Below are 18,539 nucleotides of genomic sequence, written 5' to 3'. Positions count from 1 at the left end.
CCGACCGTAAGAGCATTGCATCCACGCGTTTGAAGCATCACAACTGCGACATCATGGCCACCAAGAGGTTGAAAGACCGTGATGACCTTGAGGACCAATATACGCGTTTTTATGGATCAACGAGCAACTAGCTATGGTGTTGGTTAACATCAGCCCGCCAACAGGGCAGCATGAGCCACCCCGTCAAGCCGCACAAGACTTGCCTCCAGCGGCCATTGACGCCGAAAAGTAATTAAAATTGGCTCTTTTCTGTCAATCCTAGACAAAACACCGGTCGCGTGAACAACCGTCTACAGGTTGGTAACCATGATTGCAAAAATCCCCACAGCGACCAATCTGCACACAGGCTTTTCGCCTCAAGGGCCTTCAGCCCGCGAACCCGCCCTCATCGAGAAAAGCCTGTTCCTCGGGTGTGGTCCGGCGCCCCAGCACATGATTGCGATGGGGAAAGCGTCCGAAGCGCTCAATGATATCAAGATGGATCTGGGCGTAGCGCACGCTTTCCTCCAGCTCGAGCCGCTTCATCCATTTCAGACAATTCTCCTGCTCGCCGAGATCCTCGGCATGCATCATGGGCATGACAGCGAACTGCTTCTGATGAACCGACAACGCATCCCAGTCCGGATGCTTCACAAGCTTGTGCGAGAGCCTCAAGGCCTCGTCGTCCGATGTGAAGGCAAGAGCCGAATTGCGAAATACATTGCGAGAGAACTGATCAAGCACGATGATCAGAGCGAGCAGCCCTTGCGCGCTGGCCTCCCAATGGGCCAACTGACCGGCTCTGGCCGCATCCATCACAGAACCGAACCGGTCACTGATCTGCTCGTCAAAAGCCGGATCTTTGGTAAACCACATTTCCGGGTCCGCGGAAAACCAGAAATCAAGAACATCATTCGCTTCAGTCACACAAAACTCCTTGTTCAAATGGGCTGGATCATCGCACGCTTTGGTGCATCCTCACATATCCCGTTGAAGAAGAAAAGTGGAGCCGCTAAACAGGGCTATCAGACACCACGATCTGTCATGTTTACCAAGCGGACGCCCCATCATGCAGGAACTCGATCTCTCCGGCCTCAAATGCCCCTTGCCCGTCTTGCGGACCCAAAAGGCACTGACCGGGCTTGAAACAGGAGACCAGATCACCGTCGTCACCACGGACCCCTTGGCGACGCTCGACCTGCCTCACTTTTGCGCTGAAAAGGGCCACCGCCTGCTATCGCAGGAGACCACGGGCGAAAAGGTGCATTTCATCATCGAAAAAGGCTAGCTCAAACGGCCGGCCCAATCGCACAGCAATCGCTCACGGCTTGGGACGCGGCAAGCGGGAAAGCGAGATGACCTTGCCCTTTTTCGACTTGGCAATGAACCCGCTTTTCTCGACCGGAGCAGAGATCGGCAGCGAAACCAATTGCACCGGCAATTTGATCTTTCGTTTCGGAATGCCCGCACGCACCTGCACAGGATCCATCAACTTGAATCGCGGCGACAGATAGCTTTTGGTGAAATTGATCTTGCCCACCCATTTCGGCTGACCGTTGGGGCAGATCTCGCTGCGCAGATCGTCCGCTCGGCTGATCGGGCCAAAGGCCGCCGTGTTGGTCACAGGCACGCCCCGCCCGGATGCCATGTCAGTACGGGTGAACCCTTGTGTGAGCAGGAAGGCGGCTGTCTCCGCCCGCCACTGCGAGTTCGGAGCACCGAGCACCACGGCAACCAGCTGCCGCCCGCCCCGTTCGGCGGCCGCAACGATATTGTAGCCTGATGCGCAAACAAATCCGGTCTTCATGCCATTGGCCCCACGATAGGTCTCGAGCAGGCTGTTGTAGGATTTGAGCACGCGCTTGCCATGCCGAATGGCCGGAATGCGAAACAGAGACCGATGTTGCGGATATTCCAACAGAATATGGCGTGTCAGCACCGCCATGTCCCGCGCTGAAGTCGTCTGACCGGACATATAAAGCCCGTTGGCATTGATAAAGTGGGATGCCCGCATGCCCAGCCGCGCCGCTTCCCTGTTCATTCTGCGCGCAAACTCTGGCTCCGAACCGGCAACCCGCTCACCGAGCGCTGCTGCGATATCGTTGGCCGATTTCACCAGCACCATTTTCAAGGCATTGCCGACCGTCAATTGCGTCCCCACCTTGAACCCCATTTTCGACGGCGGATAGGCGAGCGCATGGGCAGAGACCGTCACGATGCTGTCTTCGGAAATCTCACCGGCCTCGATGGCGCGAAAGGTGACATAGGCAGTCATCAGCTTGGTCAGGGACGCGGGATACCATTTCTGATTTCCCTTCTGGTGAAACAGCACCTTGCCCGTGTTCACATCCATCAAAAGGAGCGGGCGAGGCAACAGGGTCAAATCCTGTGTCGGCTTTGCAGCCTTCTGGGCAGCCAGCGCCTCACCGGATGCCATCACCGCGAGAAAAACCGCTAGCATTCCAAGTCGGACCGCGCTCGTCTTGAGCATGAAACGGCACTCTTTCAGGAAAGACATGGCAAACATGGAGGACCCGCCTCTGGACAATAACTGGTTAAAGGAACCCAACCTCTCTACCTGATGCGCCGGACATGGACAAGCCTGAAGGCCATGCGGTGAGCAATCAAATTATTGCAACCGCCATCTGGACAGGGACGACACCGCACAACAATTGGTCTTGCCGACGTGCGAACGGCAAATTAAGCTGCAGCCAAACTCCAAGGGCAGGTCGATTGTCACCAGATCCAACGACCGCCCCCTACCCCGTTCCTCTAGCAGCAACAGGCCGACTTCATGCCGATTGTCAATCGCATCGCCGACTTTCACGACGAGATGACCAAGGTTCGACGGGACCTTCATCAACAGCCAGAGCTCATGTTCGATGTGCCCCTGACCGTCCAGCGCATCGTGAAGGAACTCAAGAGCTACGGTATCGACGACATCACCACCGGGGTGGGAAAAAGCGGCATCGTGGCGGTGATCGAGGGCAAAACCAACAAATCGGGCAAGACGGTGGGCCTGCGCGCCGATATGGACGCCCTGCCATTACAGGAAACATCGGGCAAACCCTATGCCTCCACGGTCGCGGGTGTCATGCACGCCTGTGGTCATGATGGCCATACCACCATGCTGCTCGCCGCCGCAAAATATTTGCAGGAAAGCCGCAACTTCGACGGCAAGGTCGTGTTGATCTTCCAACCCGCGGAGGAAGGCGGCGGCGGAGCGCGCGAAATGATCAATGACGGCCTCATCAGCCGCTGGGGCATTGATGAGGTCTATGGCATGCACAACTGGCCCGAACTCGACCTTGGCACCTTTGCCATCTGCAAGGGCGCGCTCATGGCATCCGCCGATCGCATCTTGATCGACGTCGAGGGCAAGGGTGGCCATGCAGCCAAACCCCATCAGGGTGTCGACACGGTGGTCGTCATGGCGGCCATCATTCAGGCCGTGCAGACCCTTGTCAGCCGCAACACCGATCCGCAACAGGCGCTCGTCGTCTCCCTGTGTCACGTCAAGGCCGGCTTCACCGACAATGTGCTTCCCCAGACCGGCATGATCGAGGGAACCGTGCGCACCCTTGATCCCGATGTCCGCGATATGGCCGAACGTCGCCTCAAGGAAGTCGTGGAAGGCACCGCAGCGGTCTATGGCGCACACGCCACCCTGCACTACAAGCGCGACTATCCGGTCACCGTCAATCACGATGAACCGACAGAACGCGCAGCCGCAATCGCCCGCTCCATCGTGGGAGATGACAGGGTCGATGACACCTTTGTCCCTTCCATGGGTGCGGAGGACTTCTCCTTCATGCTTGAAGCCTGCCCCGGTGCCTTCATCTTTGTCGGCAACGGCCACAGCGCTCCCCTCCACCACCCCGATTATGACTTCAATGACGAGGTCATCCCCATCGGGGCTTCCTACTGGATTAAAACCGTCGAGGCCGCCCTGCCAGCCTGACCGACTTCATCTGTCTGATCAGCTTTAAGGATGGCCCCGGCAAGACCGAGGTGTTCCGTTGCTCGAAACTCTTCCTCTCTTTTCCGGAACGGGCCTTTCTGACACCGTCATCATCGGGTTGATTGTCGCCAGCTACTGCACTTCGGCCTTCACCGCAGCGTTCGGCATTGGCGGCGGCGTTGCCCTGCTGGCCCTGATGTCATCTTTCGTTCCGGTGGCCACGCTCATTCCGGTTCACGGAGTGATCCAGTTGGGGTCCAACGTCGGGCGCGCCCATCATCTGCGGGCGCATATCCTCTGGTCCTTTCTGGTCACCTTCGTGATTGGCACGATCATTGGCATTGCGATCGGCTCCCAGGTCGTCATCTCCCTGCCCGATGTCTTCCTCAAGATCTGCCTTGCGCTGTTCCTGCTCTACATCATCTGGGGACCCAAGCCGAAGCGCCTGAAGGGCGGCCCCATCATGGTGGCTCTCATGGGAGGCGTTACAGCCTTCGGTGCGATGTTCCTTGGTGCAACAGGCCCGCTGATTGCCGCCGTCGTCAGTGGTCAGTCGTCCGACCGACAAACCGTCGTGGCCACTCACGCGACCGCGATGTCGATCCAGCATGGCTTCAAGATTCTGGCGTTCGGTCTGGTCGGCTTCGCCTATCATTCATGGATTGCCCTGATGATCTGCATGATCATGTCAGGCTATGTCGGAACCCTGACCGGCGCGAGAGCCTTGCGTCACATGGATGAAAGCCTGTTCCGCAAGATTTTCAGGATCGTCCTCACCGCGCTTGCGCTTATCATGCTGTTAAAGGCTGCAAGAGACCTGCTCTAGCCAGCTGACGACCACATTTCCGCCACGGTTCTGCCACCGAAACCGCGCCCCTTCTGATCCGGAGCACGGTTGCCATCAATTGAGGGCGATTGTTTACACAGTCCTGATCGTCTCAAGAAGCTTGAGACTCCAACACTTATCGGACTTTTTTTCGACCCGTTGTTCCCCTCCGGTTCGCTTGATACACGCTCTTTCTCCCCTTGCCATTTTTCGTCTCAAATTTTACCCCACACTGCTGGCGAAAAGTATAAGTCACTAAATTCGTTCGAAAAACGCAAGCCTCCGGGCAACTGGACCGATATGCGCAATTCTACATAACCCTGACACGCAGGCCTCTGTAGTAACCGTACCGTTGGAACTTTCTGCCCCCGGATGCATTTGTTGTAAATCGATCTGTATTGGAATTGGGAACCACTTTCGAAATGCACATATCACGTCGGTTTTTTATGGCAGCAAGTGCCGCCACTGCGATCACGCCGCTATTTGCCTCCAGCGCCCTCCACGCCGAGGAAAAAGCCGCCGCCATGTCAGGTCAGCCCTTCAGTTTTGACAAACTGACCGAAGACATGCGCCTCAAGGCCGGCCAGGACTACAGCCCCCTAGAAAAGGTTGGCGGCTATCTCGGAGACCTGACCTATGACGCCTACAAGCTGATCAGGTACAACTCCGAAAAGGCGCTCTTCTCACATATCAAGAACAACAGCTTTCGCCTGCATGCCTTCCACATGGGCTGGCTTTTCCGATCTCCGGTGACGCTCTACGAAGTCTCGGATGGCGAAGCGACGCCGGTCATGTTCAACACCGATGATTTCATTTATGAGCGTGAGGCCCGAGAGTTGGTACCTGCCCATGAGCAGTTGCCCGGCATAGCCGGGTTCCGCCTGCACTATCCGCTCAACCGCCCGGACATCTTCGACGAACTTCTGGCCTTTCAGGGAGCCTCCTACTTCCGCGCCCTTGGTCGTGGCTCCATCTATGGTCTGTCCGCCCGCGGTCTTGCGATCAACACCGGCGGCTCCGAGCCGGAAGAATTCCCGGTCTTTACTCGTTTCTACGTTGAAAAGCCAACAGCGGGAGCCGAGACGGTCACCGTCTATGCGGCACTTGAAAGCGAATCCCTGACGGGAGCCTATCGCTTCGTCGTCAAGCCGGGTGAAAATACCGTGATGGAAACCACAGCGCGGCTCTTCCTGCGCGCCGACATCCCCCAACTGGGTATTGCGCCCCTGACTTCCATGTTCCTGTTTGCCGAGCGCAATCGCGACAAGTTCGATGACTTCCGCCCACAGGTTCATGACAGTGAAGGCCTTGTCATCAAAACCCGCGAGGGTGAACACATCTGGCGTCCTCTGTCGAACCCGCCCCATCTCGCCTCGAGCTACTTTGAGGTCAACTCACTTGAAGATTTTGGCCTCTATCAGCGCGACCGCGACTTTGAGAATTATCAGGACACTATGGCTCATTATGAACGGCGGCCGTCCCTCAAGGTCGAACCAGTCGGCGATTGGGGCAAGGGGAAGGTTCGCCTTGTGGAAATCCCCACCGACTTGGAGGTGAATGACAATATCGTCGCCTTCTGGCTGCCCGAGAATGGCGGCAAGGCCGGACAGACGTTCGAATTCACCTACCGCCTGCACTGGGGCGATCTACCGCCCGAAGCCGATGGTGATCTGGCTTATGTTCATGAAACAAGAGCAGGCAGCGGCGGCGTCTCGGGCGTTTCCAACGAAGACGGCTCGCGCAAATTCGTTATCGACTTCAAGGACGGCATAGCCGCAGGCCTGCCAACCTCGGCGCTCGAGGACGGTCTCAAGGCCAAAGCCCATGTTGAGAATGGCAAGATCATCTCCCAGACGCTTATCCCGATCCCCGACGAGGGTGTCTGGCGCCTCGTCCTTGATGTTAGTGCCGAACCGGAGGCCATTGTCGAGATGAATGCTCATCTCGCCGGCTTTGGCCGCCGGTTGTCTGAAACCTGGATCTACCAGTGGATCAACAAGTAATGTTGGTGTTTCCAGATCCCCCCAGTTCCCCAAAGTCAAGCACCCGAGAAGAGGAGAGACTGATGACCTTCCAAGACCTCACATCCGGCCCCTGCGCCCTGCCCAAAGCACCGATCTCCATGCCCACCCAGACGTTGGAACGGCTCCCCGGACAAACCAGAGAACAATCCCGTGCACCCAAACGGCTTCTGCTCCTCCGCTGGCTCCGTCTTGGCAGCCGCCGGTTGAGCCGAGATCCAGCCTGATCTCGCGCCTTCCACCCTCATCGAACGCATGATCTCAACTCGCAAGAGGGCCTGACCCATGGCAACTCCCCCCCTATCCCTGCGGGCCTTGCGCACAGCAACAATTGCAGCCACGCTCGTGATCGGCCTTGGTGCCTTTATGGTGTTCATCCAGATCGGCAGCGTCGATGGCCTCGACATGCTTGATCTGGTGCGCGCATGTCTCATTCTGATCTCGACCACATGGCTGGCATGGGGCGGCATTCAAGGGCTGCTCGGCCTGACCACGAGCCCCGCCACGCGCGAGCTGGATCGCAGCAAACCGATCACGGCAAAAACAATCGTCATCATGCCGGTCTATAACGAAGATCCGCGTGTATCCTTCTCGCGTCTCGCAGCCATGGATCGGTCTCTCAAGCAAACCTCCATCGAAGCGGACGTGCATTTTGTCATCCTCTCCGATACCCGCGATGAAACCATAGCCGCTCAGGAAGAACAGCTCTTTGTGCATCTGGTTGAAGAGACGGACGGCATGGGCCGCTTCTTCTATCGCCGCCGCGAAGAGAACACAGGCAAGAAGGCAGGCAATCTCGAGGATTTCATCGTCCGGTCCGGGCGCGCCTACGACTATGCAGTCATTCTTGATGCCGACAGTCTGATGGAAGGCAAAACCATCATCGAGATGATCCGGCGCATGGACGCGGATCCGAGCTTGGGATTGCTCCAGACCCTGCCAAAGATCGTCCGGGCCCGCTCGCGCTTTGGTCGTGCCATGCAGTTTTCTGCCTCCTTCTTCTCCCCCATCTTCTGCCGTGGACAAGCCATGCTGCAGGGGCGGACCGGTCCCTTCTGGGGACACAATGCCATCGTCCGTGTCTCGGCCTTTGCCCAGTCCTGCGGACTGCCCGTTTTGCGCGGCGCGCCCCCCTTTGGTGGCCATATCCTCAGTCACGACTATGTGGAGGCCGCACTTCTGGCGCGCGCAGGCTGGACTGTCCGGGTCGATGACGATCTGGGCGGCTCCTTCGAGGAAGGCCCGGAGAATATCGTCGAGCACGCCAAACGGGATCGGCGCTGGTGTCAGGGCAACCTTCAACATGGACGCATCCTCAACGCACCCGACCTCAAGGCATGGTCGCGCTTCACCTTTGCTCAAGGCATCATGGCCTATGTCGCCCCGGTCTTCTGGCTGGCGTTCCTGATTGCCTCTGTTCTGGATCCCTATTTTGATAGCCAACCGGACTATTTTCCCGAGCCGAACTGGCCAATCCCCTACATACCGCCGTCCATGGCGACCGAAGCCATCGGGCTGTTTGTCGGCATCTTCGGGCTGTTGTTTCTGCCCAAGCTGCTGATGGTGATCAAGGCAGGCATCAACGGGCAGGCCCGGCTCTTTGGCGGCTTTGTCCGTGTTCTTGGCTCGACCCTGTGGGAGTTGCTCTTCTCGTCGATGATCGCGCCGATCATGATGTTGTTTGCCACCCGCTCGGTCTATCAGGTTCTGATGGGCAAGGACGGCGGCTGGCCAAGCTCAGACCGGGGGGACGGTCGTCTTGGTCTTCTGGAAAGCCTCGCCGCCTCATGGTGGATCGCCTTGAGCGGCATCGGCGGACTGGTCATGGTAGAGGTCTTTGCACCCGACCTGTTGTTCTGGCTCATGCCGGTGGCGCTGCCGCTTGCCCTCGCACCACTCATTCTGTGGTGGAGTTCGAGATCGGACGACGGCACCTTGCTCACCGTACCCGGCGAGACAAAAACCCCGGCAATCGTGTTGCTCCACGATGCCATCCTCGAAAGCTGGCAACCTCGATCCCTCGACAGCCCTCTCACACCAGAGGCGTCAAAGGGATCAAAGGCATCATGACCACGCGCATCATGACCACTGTCATGCGGCGTCAGCCTCGCGCTTCATACGCCGCATGATGACAAGACCGACCATGGAAAACAGGATGCACCAGAGGCTCATGGCAAAGCTCTGAACCGGGAAGGGAATGCCGCCGTCGATGAGCAGACCCGTAAGTCCCGGCCCGATGGCTGTCGAGAACACCATCACCGTGGTCGCCAGAGAGCGGATGGCACCAAGATAGCGTGTACCATAGGCAACGGGCAGGAAGACCCCCCAGAAGGCACCCGAGGCCCCTTGTGTCAGGCCGCACAGCGCCAGTGATGCATACCAGCTCCAGACCGGGGCCCCGAGCCCGATAAAAAGAACACCAAGCCCCATGGGAATGAGGATATAGGGCAGAAGCCGATCCGCCCCAAACCGGTCGGACATCCACCCCACAAGGAATGTCGCCCCGACTGTGGCCGTGGCAAAGAAGCTGTAGCCCGGCGCCATTTCCATCAGCGACCATCCCTTGACATCGGCGATATGGGCCTGATGGAAAAAGACGACCGTCGAAATGAAACCCGGTGTCAGCAGCATGGGAATAAGGGCAGGCAACAGCCAGTGCTTGACCGCTTCGCTGCGCGTCCAGTGCTTTCCGCCCGAGCCGTGAGGCAATTCGTCCAACCGGCTCCCCTGAGGTGAACGGTCATGACTGAGCATCCACCACAAACCGGGTCCAACCAGGATAAGCAGCATCGCAGCAACAATCATCCATGTCGCGTTCCAGCCGATGGTTGCGATTGCGAACACCGCGATCAACGGAATAACGACCTCTCCGAAAGGATGGCCCAGATTGGCAATTGAAACCGCACGTCCGCGGGTCGCGTGAAACCAGCGCCCCATCGCCGTCATGGCAATATGGCTGAACATCCCCTGCCCGCAAAAGCGCAACAAAAACAGAAAGAACCCAAGGAAAAGAATCGAGGAAGAGAAGCTGAACCCCAATGCAGCAATGGCAAACAGAACTGTCATGACGGGAGCAAACCGCACCAAGGGGATACGATCGACCAGCGACCCCAGCAGGAACATCAGCAGCGCTGAAGACAGCGTTGCAGCCGTATAGAGCGAGCCCCACGTCCCATCCGTCAATCCGAACTCGAGCTTGATCTCGGTTGCGAACAGAGAAATGAACCAGGTTTGCCCAAAGGAGGAAGCAAGGGTAAGAAGAAAGCCCGCTCCGAGCCAACGGCCGTTTTCCCTGATGAAGGTCAGCATTGTTTGCGATATCCAAAGTCTTGAATTCGGCTCGCCAGCCCAAAAAGAAGCCTTCGCTTTCCTTAAGCCTGTTGAAGCCTGAAGAGGCAGCCGAGCCAAGCATCGGCCAGATGGTGGAATTTCAGGTAAGGGTCCTATTGCGAACAGGCGTGAAGGTTTTGAACCTTGAAACATGAGCAACAAGCCAAATACGTGAGGACCCAAAGCGATGAAATCGTAGAACGATGTTATTTTCATCACTCTGGATCAGCTTGACAGTCTGCATCGTAGGCTTTCCCTGTCAAGTCAACGATTGCAACGCTGCAAAACAGCCGGGAAAACCCTCACGGTGCGGGGAAAACATCGGGAGCCATCAGCCACATCAGCAAAAAGCCCCCGAAGGACAAACACTCCGGGGGCTTTCAAAACAGCGGCAAGGCGTGACCAAGATCTTAAATGGCCAGATAACTCTCGCGCAACTCCTTGTTGTCGAGCACTTCCTTGGCCGTTCCGTCAAACACCACCCCGCCGGTGTCGAGAATGACCGACCGATCTGCCAGCTCAAGTGCACGGATCGCATTCTGTTCAACCAGAATGGTCGTGATGCCCTGTTTCTTGATGATCTCGAGCGTCTTTTCAATCTCGTCAACGATGACCGGAGCAAGCCCCTCATAGGGTTCATCAAGCAGCAACACCTTGATATCCCGCGCCAGGGCCCGGGCAATCGCCAGCATCTGCTGTTCACCGCCAGAAAGGGTCACACCCTCCTGCAGGCGCCGCTCACCAAGGCGTGGAAAGAGACCATAAAGCCGCTCGATGCTCCAGCCGACAGGCTCGACAATCTGTGCCAGCTCGAGATTTTCCTCCACCGTCAGGCCGGGAATGATGCGCCGATCTTCGGGCACCAGCACCATGCCGGCTCGTGCCGCTTCATGGCTCGACATCGTGTGCAGATGCTGGTGATCGAGCCAGATTTCTCCGTAGGTCAAAGCCGGATTGTCAAGCCGAGCGATGGCCCGCAAGGTAGACGTCTTGCCCGCACCATTGCGTCCCAGAAGGGCCAGAATCTCGCCTTCATGGACGTTGAACGACACACCCTGAACAATGTAGCTCTCACCATAATAAGCATGGATGTCATGCACCGACAGAAAGGCAGGAGCGGTTACCGCCATGTTGCCATGTTTGGAGAAATCCGTGCGCTTCTCCTCGGGGCGCGGGGTTCCTTCAATGACAAGTTCGCTCATGCTGCTTCTCCCAGATAGGCTTCCTTGACTTTCGGATGGCCCTTGATGTTTTCCGGTGTGTCTTCCACCAACGGCGTGCCCTGCGCCAGTACCGTGATGCGCTGGGCAAGAGAAAACACCACATGCATGTCATGCTCGATGATGGCGATGGTAATGTCGTGTCTTTCGTGGATCTGCTTCAAAAGCTCGATCGTGTTGTTGGTATCGGCCCGCGCCATGCCGGCGGTGGGTTCATCCAGGAGCAACAGCTTGGGCTCCTGCACCAGACACATCGCCATCTCCAGACGCCGCTTGTCCCCGCGAGACATCGAACCGCCTAGCATTTTTTGCTTGTCGGCCATGTTGACCTCTTCAAGCATATGCTCGGCGCGTTCCACGATTTCCTTCTCGTTGGCGACAGATTCGAATGCATGCATCCGGAACGACCCGTCGCGCTTGGCAAAACAGGGGATAAGCATATTTTCGATCACCGTCAGATCGGTGAAGATTTCCGGCGTCTGGAAAACGCGACTGATCCCCATCTGATTGATTTGAAAGGGCGTGCGGCCCAAAACCGACTCGCCGTTGAAGGTGACGGACCCGGTATCCGGTACGAGCTTGCCAACCAGACAGTTGAGCAGGGTCGACTTGCCTGCCCCGTTGGGACCGATGATCGCGTGCACCGAGTTTTCGGCCACCGACAGATTGACATCGCCGAGCGCCTGCAGGCCACCAAAGCGCTTGTTAACGTCCTTGACTTCAAGAATGCCCATTGTTTGCAGTCTCCATCAGGCCACATGAGGGCTCGGTTTGGGGTGATGATCAGGATCCTTGGGCGGTGTCTCTGACTTCTTCTCGCGTTTGAACCAATGCCGTACGCGTTGCCCGCCTTCAATGAGGCCGCCAGGCAGGAAGATGACCACGAGCATGAACAGAAGGCCCAAAGTCAGGTGCCAGCCCTTGCCGATGAAGGGATGCATCAGGAAGACAAGCGCGTCCTCAAGCCCATCGGGCAATGCCGCAAACCAGCCGTGCAGGATATTGTCGTTGATCTTCGAGAAGATATTCTCGAAATACTTGATGAAGCCTGCGCCCAGCACCGGTCCCATCAAGGTTCCGGCACCGCCCAGAATGGTCATCAGAACCACTTCACCCGACGCGGTCCATTGCATGCGTTCCGCCCCGGCCAGAGGATCCATCGCAGCCAGAAGGCCACCGGCGAGACCGGCATACATACCCGAAATCACGAAAGCCGCCAGCGTATAGGGACGAGGATTGAGGCCGGTATAGTTCATACGGGTCTGGTTGGTCTTGATCGCACGCAGCATCATGCCAAAGGGCGAACGGAAGATCCTGAGGGAAATGTAAAACACCAGAATCGCGATGATGGCACAGAAATAGTAGCCATTGCTGAAGGTGAACTGCCAGCCCGCGATATCCACCTTCACCGATTCGTGCATCACAATGCCGAAGAAGTGGGGCGAGGTCAGACTGTCTTGACCCATCAAGACTTGCGGATCGCCCGTGTAAACCTGAAGCCCGGTTTCCCCGTTTGTCAGGGGCGTCAGCACCGAATAGGCTAGGTTGAACGACATCTGCGCCATGGCGAGCGTCAGGATCGAGAAATAAATGCCCGATCTACGCAGGGAAATGTAACCGATCAACAAGGCAAACAGCGCAGACATCAGAACCGCAAGCAACAGCCCCGGCAGCACGTTGTAGCTCAACAGCTTGTACATCCAGACGACGGAATAGGATCCGACGCCCAGAAAGGCAGCATGACCGAACGAGAGATAGCCGGTCAGGCCGAACAGAATATTGAACCCGATCGCGAAGATGCCGTAGATGGCAAACCGCTGCATCAGATCGGGATAGCCAGCATTGAACTGCGCCAGTGCCGAATTCTCGGGGAACGGCTGCAGCAATATCGGTGTCGCCAATGTCAGAAACATAACGATCAGGAGAAAGGTCGTGTCTTTCTTACTCAAACCCAGCATGGATTAATCCTCCATCACGCCTCTGCGACCCAAGAGACCGCGTGGGCGGGTCAAAAGGATGATGATTGCAACAAGATAGATGATGATTTGGTCGATGCCCGGAATGATCGACTTGACCTCGTTCATCGAGGCAAAGCTCTCCAGAACCCCAAGCAGGAACCCGGCCAGCACGGCACCGGGCAGAGACCCCATGCCGCCGACCACAACAACAACGAAGGACAACACCAGGAAGTCCATGCCCATGTGATAGTTGGGCGAATTGATCGGCGCATACATCACGCCCGCAAGCCCGGCCACCGCGGCAGCAACGCCAAACATGATGGTAAAGCGCTTGTCGATGTTGATGCCCAGAAGACCAACCGTTTCACGATCAGCCATACCGGCCCTTACGACCATGCCGAATGTGGTAAACCGCAGGAATGCAAACACCGCGCTGATGATCAAAGCGGAAAACAGGAAATAGACCAGACGCCAATAGGGATAGATGATTGTATTCTCGGCGAAGCCGATCATGACCCCGAAATCGAGCGACCCCTTGAACACGTCGGGGGCAGGCGTCGGGATCGGGTTAGCCCCATAGAAATATTTGACGATTTCCTGAATGACGATGGCGAGGCCAAAGGTCACCAGAATCTGGTCCGCGTGGGGACGCTTGTAGAAATGCTTGATCAGCCCGCGTTCCATCGCATAGCCGATAAACAGCATGATCGGGATCGCAAACAGGATCGCCAGAGGCACCGACCAGTTGATAATGGCATTGCCAGTCACATCGCCGAACCAGTCGACCACATAGGGCGTATCTACCTTTAGCGGGTTTCCCAGAAAGTCCTTTCGCGACGGATCTTCCACTGTGAAGGACAGGGATAAGATTCTCTGAAGCGTCACGGCACAAAAGGAGCCGAGCATGAACAGGGCACCATGAGCGAAGTTGACCACGCCGAGAGTGCCGAAGATGAGTGTCAGTCCCAATGCGATCAGAGCATAGGCACTGCCTTTGTCTAGACCGTTGAGGATCTGAAGAATGATTGCGTCCATTGGAGAGCCCGCATCGATAAACCGTGCGCATCAAGAGCGACGGTTCTAGTCCCAAAATATACGGAAGGCCGCGCCGCGATTAGAGCGGCACGGCCAAAAAGGCGATACAGATTATGCGCCGGCGTTACACTTGCCGAGCGACGCCTCTGCGCCACCGAACATGGCGTGGTCCGGAGCGTAGGTGACCTGATCAACCGGAGTGACTTCAACGATTTCCAGCGTGTCATAGGCCGTGGTCGGGTTCTGCGCACCGCGCACAACCAGCACATCCTTGAAGCACTGATGATCATCTGCACGATACATGGTCTTGCCATTGCCAAGACCGTCGAACTCGAAGCCTTCAAGCGCTTCGCCAACACCGCAAGGATTGAACGTACCGGCACGCTCACAAGCATCTGCATACAGCAGAACCTGGGCGTAGCAGGTCTGGGCAGAGTTGGACGGCGGACGACCGTATTTCTCACCGAAGGACTTCACGAAAGCCTTGGAACCTTCATTCTCAAGCTGCCAGTTATAGTTCATCGACCCCAGCACGCCCTTGATGTTGTCGCCAGCACCGGCAGCCATCAACTCGGAATAAAGCGGCACGATGATCTTGAAGTCTTTGCCATTGACCATTTTATCGAGCAGGCCGAACTGAACCGCGTTGGTCAGCGAGTTGACCATGTTGCCGCCGTAATGGTTGAGGACCAGAACGTCTGCGCCTGCGTTGATCACCGGCGCGATGTAGGACGAGAAGTCCGTCGTTGCCAGCGGCGTCAGAACGTTGTTCACGGTGTTCCAGCCCATGGCCTCGGTTGCCGCCTGCATGGATTCCTGCTGGGTCCAGCCCCAGGTGTAATCGGCAGTCAGGTGGTAGGCATTGCGATCCGTGCCCAGTTCCTTGGCCAGAATCGGTGCAAGCGCAGCAGCAGACATATAGGCATTGAAGAAGTGACGGAAGCCGTTGGCTTTCCGGTCCTTGCCGGTGGTGTCGTTGGAGTGCGTCAGACCGGCCATGAAGATCACGCCAGCTTCCTGACACAGGCCCTGAACTGCCACAGCCACGCCCGAGGACGATCCACCGTTGATCATGACGGCACCGTCTTTTTCGATCATCGATCTGGCCGATGCGCGGGCTGCGTCCGATTTGGTCTGGGTATCACCGGTTACGAATTCAACCTTCTTGCCCAGGATGCCGTTGCCCTTGAGCGCCTTGGAGGTAAAGGTATTCAGGCAGCCGCCGTCTCCCTCACCATTGAGGTGCTCAACAGCGAGCTTCTGTGCCAGAAGTTCGTCAGCACCCTCGTCGGCGTAGGGGCCGGTCTGTGGCACGTTAAAACCAAGCGTCACAGTTGAGCCTGTGGGTTCATTTGTATATGCGCTTGCGCGACTTGTGAAAATTGTCGGCATCGCCAAGCCTGCGCCCACTAAAGCGCTGGACTTGATCAAACCGCGACGCGAGATCAATAGTTTGCTCATAAAGTTCCTCCCAAAGATTAACGTGATCCTCTCTCCTCAAAGCGACCACGATGTCTGGATCAGACTACGCAAACCTACAGACGCTCGTCATTCAAATGCCATAGGACTTTTGTTCAGCATCCAAAGGTAGTACTTACAATTTCTAATTTTTTTCTGGGAAATCAGCTTTTTGAGACACAATTGGACTTAAGAAGTTACACTTTTGGCGTCCGAAATAGTTTAGTTATTCTTTAATATTGAAAATACCTGCCCCTTTTTTACTCACTTTTGCCAGTTCCCAAAAATTTTCATCACACGAATCCAGATCAAATGGATTTTTACCCATGCAAAAGGAATTTTATTTGGATCGAAGCTAAAGTCGAAAAGGGGAGATGAAGCAGCGCCCAGCGGCGAGACTGCCCACCGAATGCAGCAATCAGACCGCGGCAACAAATGATGTTCCGCGCGTCTTGGTCTGCTCATCGCTTTGAGAAAAAAGTGGTGCCCCTGGCCCGACTCGAACGGGCACTCCGGTTAAAGAAACGGATTTTGAATCCGTCGCGTCTACCAGTTCCGCCACAGGGGCATGTGGAGACGGACTATACGGCCATAATCATCCCCGTCAACCGATAACCGTCACAAATCCTTCGTAGTCAACACGATTTGCCATTGCCTTAACCCAATGCACAGACCATGGCGCTTATGATGCCGAAGATTGACCAACAAATACAGGACCAGGACTTGCCACCGGATCGCGCGTAGCCGATAAGGCACACCAAGAGCCAACCGCGCCTGAACAGCTTTTGCTCCTGAATAAAGGGTGATACCCGTCAATGCTTCGAAAACTGTATGACTGGACCATGAGCCTTGCGTCCGGCCCCCGAGCGCCATGGGCGCTCAGCGCCGTGTCTTTCATCGAAAGCTCGGTCTTTCCGATCCCACCCGATGCGCTTCTTGTACCGATGGTCATTGCGCGACGGGACCGCGCCTGGTTCTACGCAACACTCTGCACCATTGGCTCGATCATCGGCGGCCTTTTGGGCTATGCCATCGGTGCATTTCTGTTTGATCAGCTCGCCCAGCCGATCCTGTCCTTCTATGGCTATGCAGACGAGTTTGCCTCCTTTACCGAACGCTACAACGATTGGGGTGTATGGATCGTTCTCATCGCCGGTCTGACGCCCTTCCCCTACAAGGTTATCACCATAGCCTCCGGCGCAACGGGCCTGTCGCTGCCGATCTTTATCGTCGCATCCATCGTCGCGCGCGGCTGCCGGTTCTTCATCGTCGCGGCCCTTCTTTATTGGCTCGGCCCACCGATCAAGGAATTCATCGAAAAGCGTCTCGGCCTTGTCTTTACAATCGGCCTGGTGCTGCTGATCGGCGGCTTTGTTGCGGCAAAGTACCTCATTCCGCACTGACAAAATTTCGTCATGGTTGGGGACTAATACGCTGCTCACCCGCCTCGCTTTTTCTAAGGAAATCAGATGAACCTCACCGCGCCGATTGGCAGAACCCAGTCCCTTGCTGTCCTGCTCCTTCTACTCGGTGCCCTGTTCAATGCGCTCAGTTCTCTGGGGTTCCAGCACATCGGCGGGTTCCAGCCTTGCCAGCTGTGCTACATCCAGCGCTATGTCCATTATTCCATGATCCCCGCTTCGCTCGTCTTGCTTGGGCTGATCTGGCAAGGCGCGCCTGCTTGGCTCACCCGCGTGGCTTTTCTGGCCCTGTTTGCCCTCTTGGGGTATGGCTGGGCTGTTGGCATCTATCAGGCGGGAGCGGAGTGGGAGTTCTGGCTTGGCCCCAATGACTGCGCCAACACGGTCACCATCAGCAATAACGCGAGTTCACTGTTTGAAAGCCTTGGCCAGACCAAGCTGATCCGCTGCGATGTGGCTCAATTGCGCATTCTGGGCCTGTCTTTTGGCGGCTGGAATGTGGTGATTTCCACCGTGCTCATGGCCATTGCCCTTGGCGGCGCCTTGCTTGGCAAGGATGCCATTGACCCGATCATCAAGCGCATTCCTTTGATTGGTCTTCTAACCTCGGCCATCAGCAAAGACTGAGCGGAATCACAGCACCCCGTCCCGGCCAGCCTTGAGATCACGATAGATCGCCCAGAACAGATGCGCGGCAGCTCCGCGCTCTGGCGACCAAAGTTCGCTGGCAAGATTAGCAAGCTGCTTCTCGCTTGGCCTTTGGTCAAGTCCAAGCACATGGGCAACGGCCACCTGCAGCGCCAGATCCCCCGCAGGGAAAACATCTGCCGATCCAAGACAAAAGAGCAGATAAATCTCGGCGGTCCATGGCCCGATACCATGAAGGCCGACGAGCTTTTTGTGCGCCTCATCCTCAGGCAGATCGGCCAGTCCATCAAGATCAAACCCAGCGCGGATTGCACCAGCCAGTTTCATAACCGTTTTGATCTTTGGCCGCGACAGGGAACAGGCTCTCAATGCCTCTTCATCAGCGCTAGCCAACGCATCGACCTCGCATCCCGGGAAAGCCGCCTCGAACCGCGACCAGATCGCCTGCGCGGAAGCGACCGAGACCTGCTGCGCAAGCACGATCTGAATCAGACCGGCAAGACCGGCGGGCCGTTGTCGCAAGGCAATCGGTTGGCAGGCCGCGACATGGGGCACAAGTCTGGGATCGAGCACCTGAAGCCGCTCAAGCGAGGCATCAAGATCGGCCTGACAGGTCAATCGCTTCATGCTGTTCCCCCTGTTCCGAGACGTGCGCTGTAAGGGCCGCCCGCAAACGTCCTCT

At 56.8% G+C, this 18,539-nt stretch carries 17 protein-coding genes and 1 tRNA gene; 8 read left to right on the top strand and 10 right to left on the bottom strand.

Annotated features, from left to right (window positions below; genetic code table 11):
* Positions 1 to 366: 366 nt before the first annotated feature.
* Positions 367 to 906, bottom strand: a complete 540-nt coding sequence (locus CPH65_RS05125; RefSeq protein ID WP_244574544.1) for a DUF924 family protein — start codon at positions 904 to 906, stop codon at positions 367 to 369.
* A 142-nt stretch (positions 907 to 1,048) separates the two neighbouring features.
* On the opposite strand from CPH65_RS05125, the gene CPH65_RS05120 reads away from it, so the two are divergent.
* Positions 1,049 to 1,267 (top strand): sulfurtransferase TusA family protein, encoded by a 219-nt coding sequence (locus tag CPH65_RS05120; RefSeq protein WP_096172429.1) that lies wholly within the window; start codon positions 1,049 to 1,051, stop codon positions 1,265 to 1,267.
* Between the two features lie 33 nt (positions 1,268 to 1,300).
* On the opposite strand, the gene CPH65_RS05115 is transcribed toward CPH65_RS05120, so the two are convergent.
* Positions 1,301 to 2,470: a D-alanyl-D-alanine carboxypeptidase family protein gene (locus tag CPH65_RS05115; protein ID WP_157747511.1), complete on the bottom strand. Its 1,170-nt coding sequence runs from the start codon at positions 2,468 to 2,470 to the stop codon at positions 1,301 to 1,303.
* A 303-nt stretch (positions 2,471 to 2,773) separates the two neighbouring features.
* Here CPH65_RS05115 and CPH65_RS05110 point away from each other — a divergent pair, with 303 nt between their 5' ends.
* From CPH65_RS05110 to mdoH, 5 genes are all read left to right on the top strand, one after another.
* Positions 2,774 to 3,940 carry a M20 aminoacylase family protein gene (locus CPH65_RS05110; protein ID WP_096172427.1) on the top strand — a complete coding sequence of 389 codons (1,167 nt, stop codon included), beginning with the start codon at positions 2,774 to 2,776 and terminating at the stop codon, positions 3,938 to 3,940.
* Between the two features lie 58 nt (positions 3,941 to 3,998).
* Entirely contained in the window at positions 3,999 to 4,766 is a 768-nt protein-coding gene (locus CPH65_RS05105) for a sulfite exporter TauE/SafE family protein (protein WP_096172426.1), read from the top strand.
* Between the two features lie 446 nt (positions 4,767 to 5,212).
* Positions 5,213 to 6,769: a glucan biosynthesis protein gene (locus CPH65_RS05100; protein WP_244574543.1), complete on the top strand. Its 1,557-nt coding sequence runs from the start codon at positions 5,213 to 5,215 to the stop codon at positions 6,767 to 6,769.
* A gap of 62 nt (positions 6,770 to 6,831) precedes the next feature.
* Positions 6,832 to 7,014 carry a hypothetical protein gene (locus tag CPH65_RS23745; RefSeq protein ID WP_157747510.1) on the top strand — a complete coding sequence of 61 codons (183 nt, stop codon included), beginning with the start codon at positions 6,832 to 6,834 and terminating at the stop codon, positions 7,012 to 7,014.
* A gap of 58 nt (positions 7,015 to 7,072) precedes the next feature.
* Positions 7,073 to 8,857 carry a glucans biosynthesis glucosyltransferase MdoH gene (gene mdoH / locus CPH65_RS05090; protein WP_096172423.1) on the top strand — a complete coding sequence of 595 codons (1,785 nt, stop codon included), beginning with the start codon at positions 7,073 to 7,075 and terminating at the stop codon, positions 8,855 to 8,857.
* A 21-nt stretch (positions 8,858 to 8,878) separates the two neighbouring features.
* Here mdoH and CPH65_RS05085 read toward each other — a convergent pair whose 3' ends face one another.
* The 7 genes from CPH65_RS05085 to CPH65_RS05055 form a co-directional block, all read right to left on the bottom strand.
* Positions 8,879 to 10,096 (bottom strand): MFS transporter, encoded by a 1,218-nt coding sequence (locus CPH65_RS05085; protein WP_096172422.1) that lies wholly within the window; start codon positions 10,094 to 10,096, stop codon positions 8,879 to 8,881.
* A 431-nt stretch (positions 10,097 to 10,527) separates the two neighbouring features.
* Positions 10,528 to 11,247 carry an ABC transporter ATP-binding protein gene (locus CPH65_RS05080; protein ID WP_244574617.1) on the bottom strand — a complete coding sequence of 240 codons (720 nt, stop codon included), beginning with the start codon at positions 11,245 to 11,247 and terminating at the stop codon, positions 10,528 to 10,530.
* A 68-nt stretch (positions 11,248 to 11,315) separates the two neighbouring features.
* Positions 11,316 to 12,071: an ABC transporter ATP-binding protein gene (locus CPH65_RS05075; protein ID WP_096172420.1), complete on the bottom strand. Its 756-nt coding sequence runs from the start codon at positions 12,069 to 12,071 to the stop codon at positions 11,316 to 11,318.
* A gap of 15 nt (positions 12,072 to 12,086) precedes the next feature.
* Positions 12,087 to 13,295, bottom strand: a complete 1,209-nt coding sequence (locus tag CPH65_RS05070; protein WP_096172419.1) for a branched-chain amino acid ABC transporter permease — start codon at positions 13,293 to 13,295, stop codon at positions 12,087 to 12,089.
* A 3-nt stretch (positions 13,296 to 13,298) separates the two neighbouring features.
* Positions 13,299 to 14,330: a branched-chain amino acid ABC transporter permease gene (locus tag CPH65_RS05065; protein WP_096172418.1), complete on the bottom strand. Its 1,032-nt coding sequence runs from the start codon at positions 14,328 to 14,330 to the stop codon at positions 13,299 to 13,301.
* Between the two features lie 111 nt (positions 14,331 to 14,441).
* Positions 14,442 to 15,791, bottom strand: coding sequence for a substrate-binding protein (locus tag CPH65_RS05060; RefSeq protein ID WP_096172417.1), 1,350 nt, complete (start codon positions 15,789 to 15,791; stop codon positions 14,442 to 14,444).
* Between the two features lie 478 nt (positions 15,792 to 16,269).
* Positions 16,270 to 16,356 (bottom strand) — tRNA-Leu (locus CPH65_RS05055).
* 247 nt (positions 16,357 to 16,603) lie between these two features.
* Between CPH65_RS05055 and CPH65_RS05050 the strand changes: the two genes are divergently transcribed.
* On the top strand, positions 16,604 to 17,191 hold the full coding sequence (locus CPH65_RS05050) for a YqaA family protein (protein ID WP_096172416.1): 588 nt from the start codon (positions 16,604 to 16,606) through the stop codon (positions 17,189 to 17,191).
* Between the two features lie 66 nt (positions 17,192 to 17,257).
* Positions 17,258 to 17,836, top strand: a complete 579-nt coding sequence (locus CPH65_RS05045) for a disulfide bond formation protein B (protein WP_096172415.1) — start codon at positions 17,258 to 17,260, stop codon at positions 17,834 to 17,836.
* 6 nt (positions 17,837 to 17,842) lie between these two features.
* Here CPH65_RS05045 and CPH65_RS05040 read toward each other — a convergent pair whose 3' ends face one another.
* A complete protein-coding gene (locus CPH65_RS05040; RefSeq protein ID WP_096172414.1) occupies positions 17,843 to 18,484 on the bottom strand; it encodes a DNA-3-methyladenine glycosylase in 642 nt (213 codons plus the stop codon).
* Between the last annotated feature and the right edge of the window lie 55 nt (positions 18,485 to 18,539).

This window comes from Cohaesibacter sp. ES.047, assembly GCF_900215505.1.
Taxonomy (GTDB): domain Bacteria; phylum Pseudomonadota; class Alphaproteobacteria; order Rhizobiales; family Cohaesibacteraceae; genus Cohaesibacter.
Note: the sequence above shows the minus strand (reverse complement) of the source record. Positions and strands in the feature narration are given on the sequence as shown.

Excerpts from the sequence above, each read along its gene's own strand:
- CPH65_RS05120 (WP_096172429.1), top strand. The coding sequence starts at position 1,049 with ATGCAGGAACTCGATCTCTCCGGCCTCAAATGCCCCTTGCCCGTCTTG.
- CPH65_RS05115 (WP_157747511.1), bottom strand. The coding sequence starts at position 2,470 with ATGCTCAAGACGAGCGCGGTCCGACTTGGAATGCTAGCGGTTTTTCTC.
- CPH65_RS05110 (WP_096172427.1), top strand. The coding sequence starts at position 2,774 with ATGCCGATTGTCAATCGCATCGCCGACTTTCACGACGAGATGACCAAG.
- CPH65_RS05100 (WP_244574543.1), top strand. The coding sequence starts at position 5,213 with ATGGCAGCAAGTGCCGCCACTGCGATCACGCCGCTATTTGCCTCCAGC.
- CPH65_RS23745 (WP_157747510.1), top strand. The coding sequence starts at position 6,832 with ATGACCTTCCAAGACCTCACATCCGGCCCCTGCGCCCTGCCCAAAGCA.
- mdoH (WP_096172423.1), top strand. The coding sequence starts at position 7,073 with ATGGCAACTCCCCCCCTATCCCTGCGGGCCTTGCGCACAGCAACAATT.
- CPH65_RS05085 (WP_096172422.1), bottom strand. The coding sequence starts at position 10,096 with ATGCTGACCTTCATCAGGGAAAACGGCCGTTGGCTCGGAGCGGGCTTT.
- CPH65_RS05080 (WP_244574617.1), bottom strand. The coding sequence starts at position 11,247 with ATGGCGGTAACCGCTCCTGCCTTTCTGTCGGTGCATGACATCCATGCT.
- CPH65_RS05075 (WP_096172420.1), bottom strand. The coding sequence starts at position 12,071 with ATGGGCATTCTTGAAGTCAAGGACGTTAACAAGCGCTTTGGTGGCCTG.
- CPH65_RS05070 (WP_096172419.1), bottom strand. The coding sequence starts at position 13,295 with ATGCTGGGTTTGAGTAAGAAAGACACGACCTTTCTCCTGATCGTTATG.
- CPH65_RS05065 (WP_096172418.1), bottom strand. The coding sequence starts at position 14,330 with ATGGACGCAATCATTCTTCAGATCCTCAACGGTCTAGACAAAGGCAGT.
- CPH65_RS05060 (WP_096172417.1), bottom strand. The coding sequence starts at position 15,791 with ATGAGCAAACTATTGATCTCGCGTCGCGGTTTGATCAAGTCCAGCGCT.
- CPH65_RS05050 (WP_096172416.1), top strand. The coding sequence starts at position 16,604 with ATGCTTCGAAAACTGTATGACTGGACCATGAGCCTTGCGTCCGGCCCC.
- CPH65_RS05045 (WP_096172415.1), top strand. The coding sequence starts at position 17,258 with ATGAACCTCACCGCGCCGATTGGCAGAACCCAGTCCCTTGCTGTCCTG.
- CPH65_RS05040 (WP_096172414.1), bottom strand. The coding sequence starts at position 18,484 with ATGAAGCGATTGACCTGTCAGGCCGATCTTGATGCCTCGCTTGAGCGG.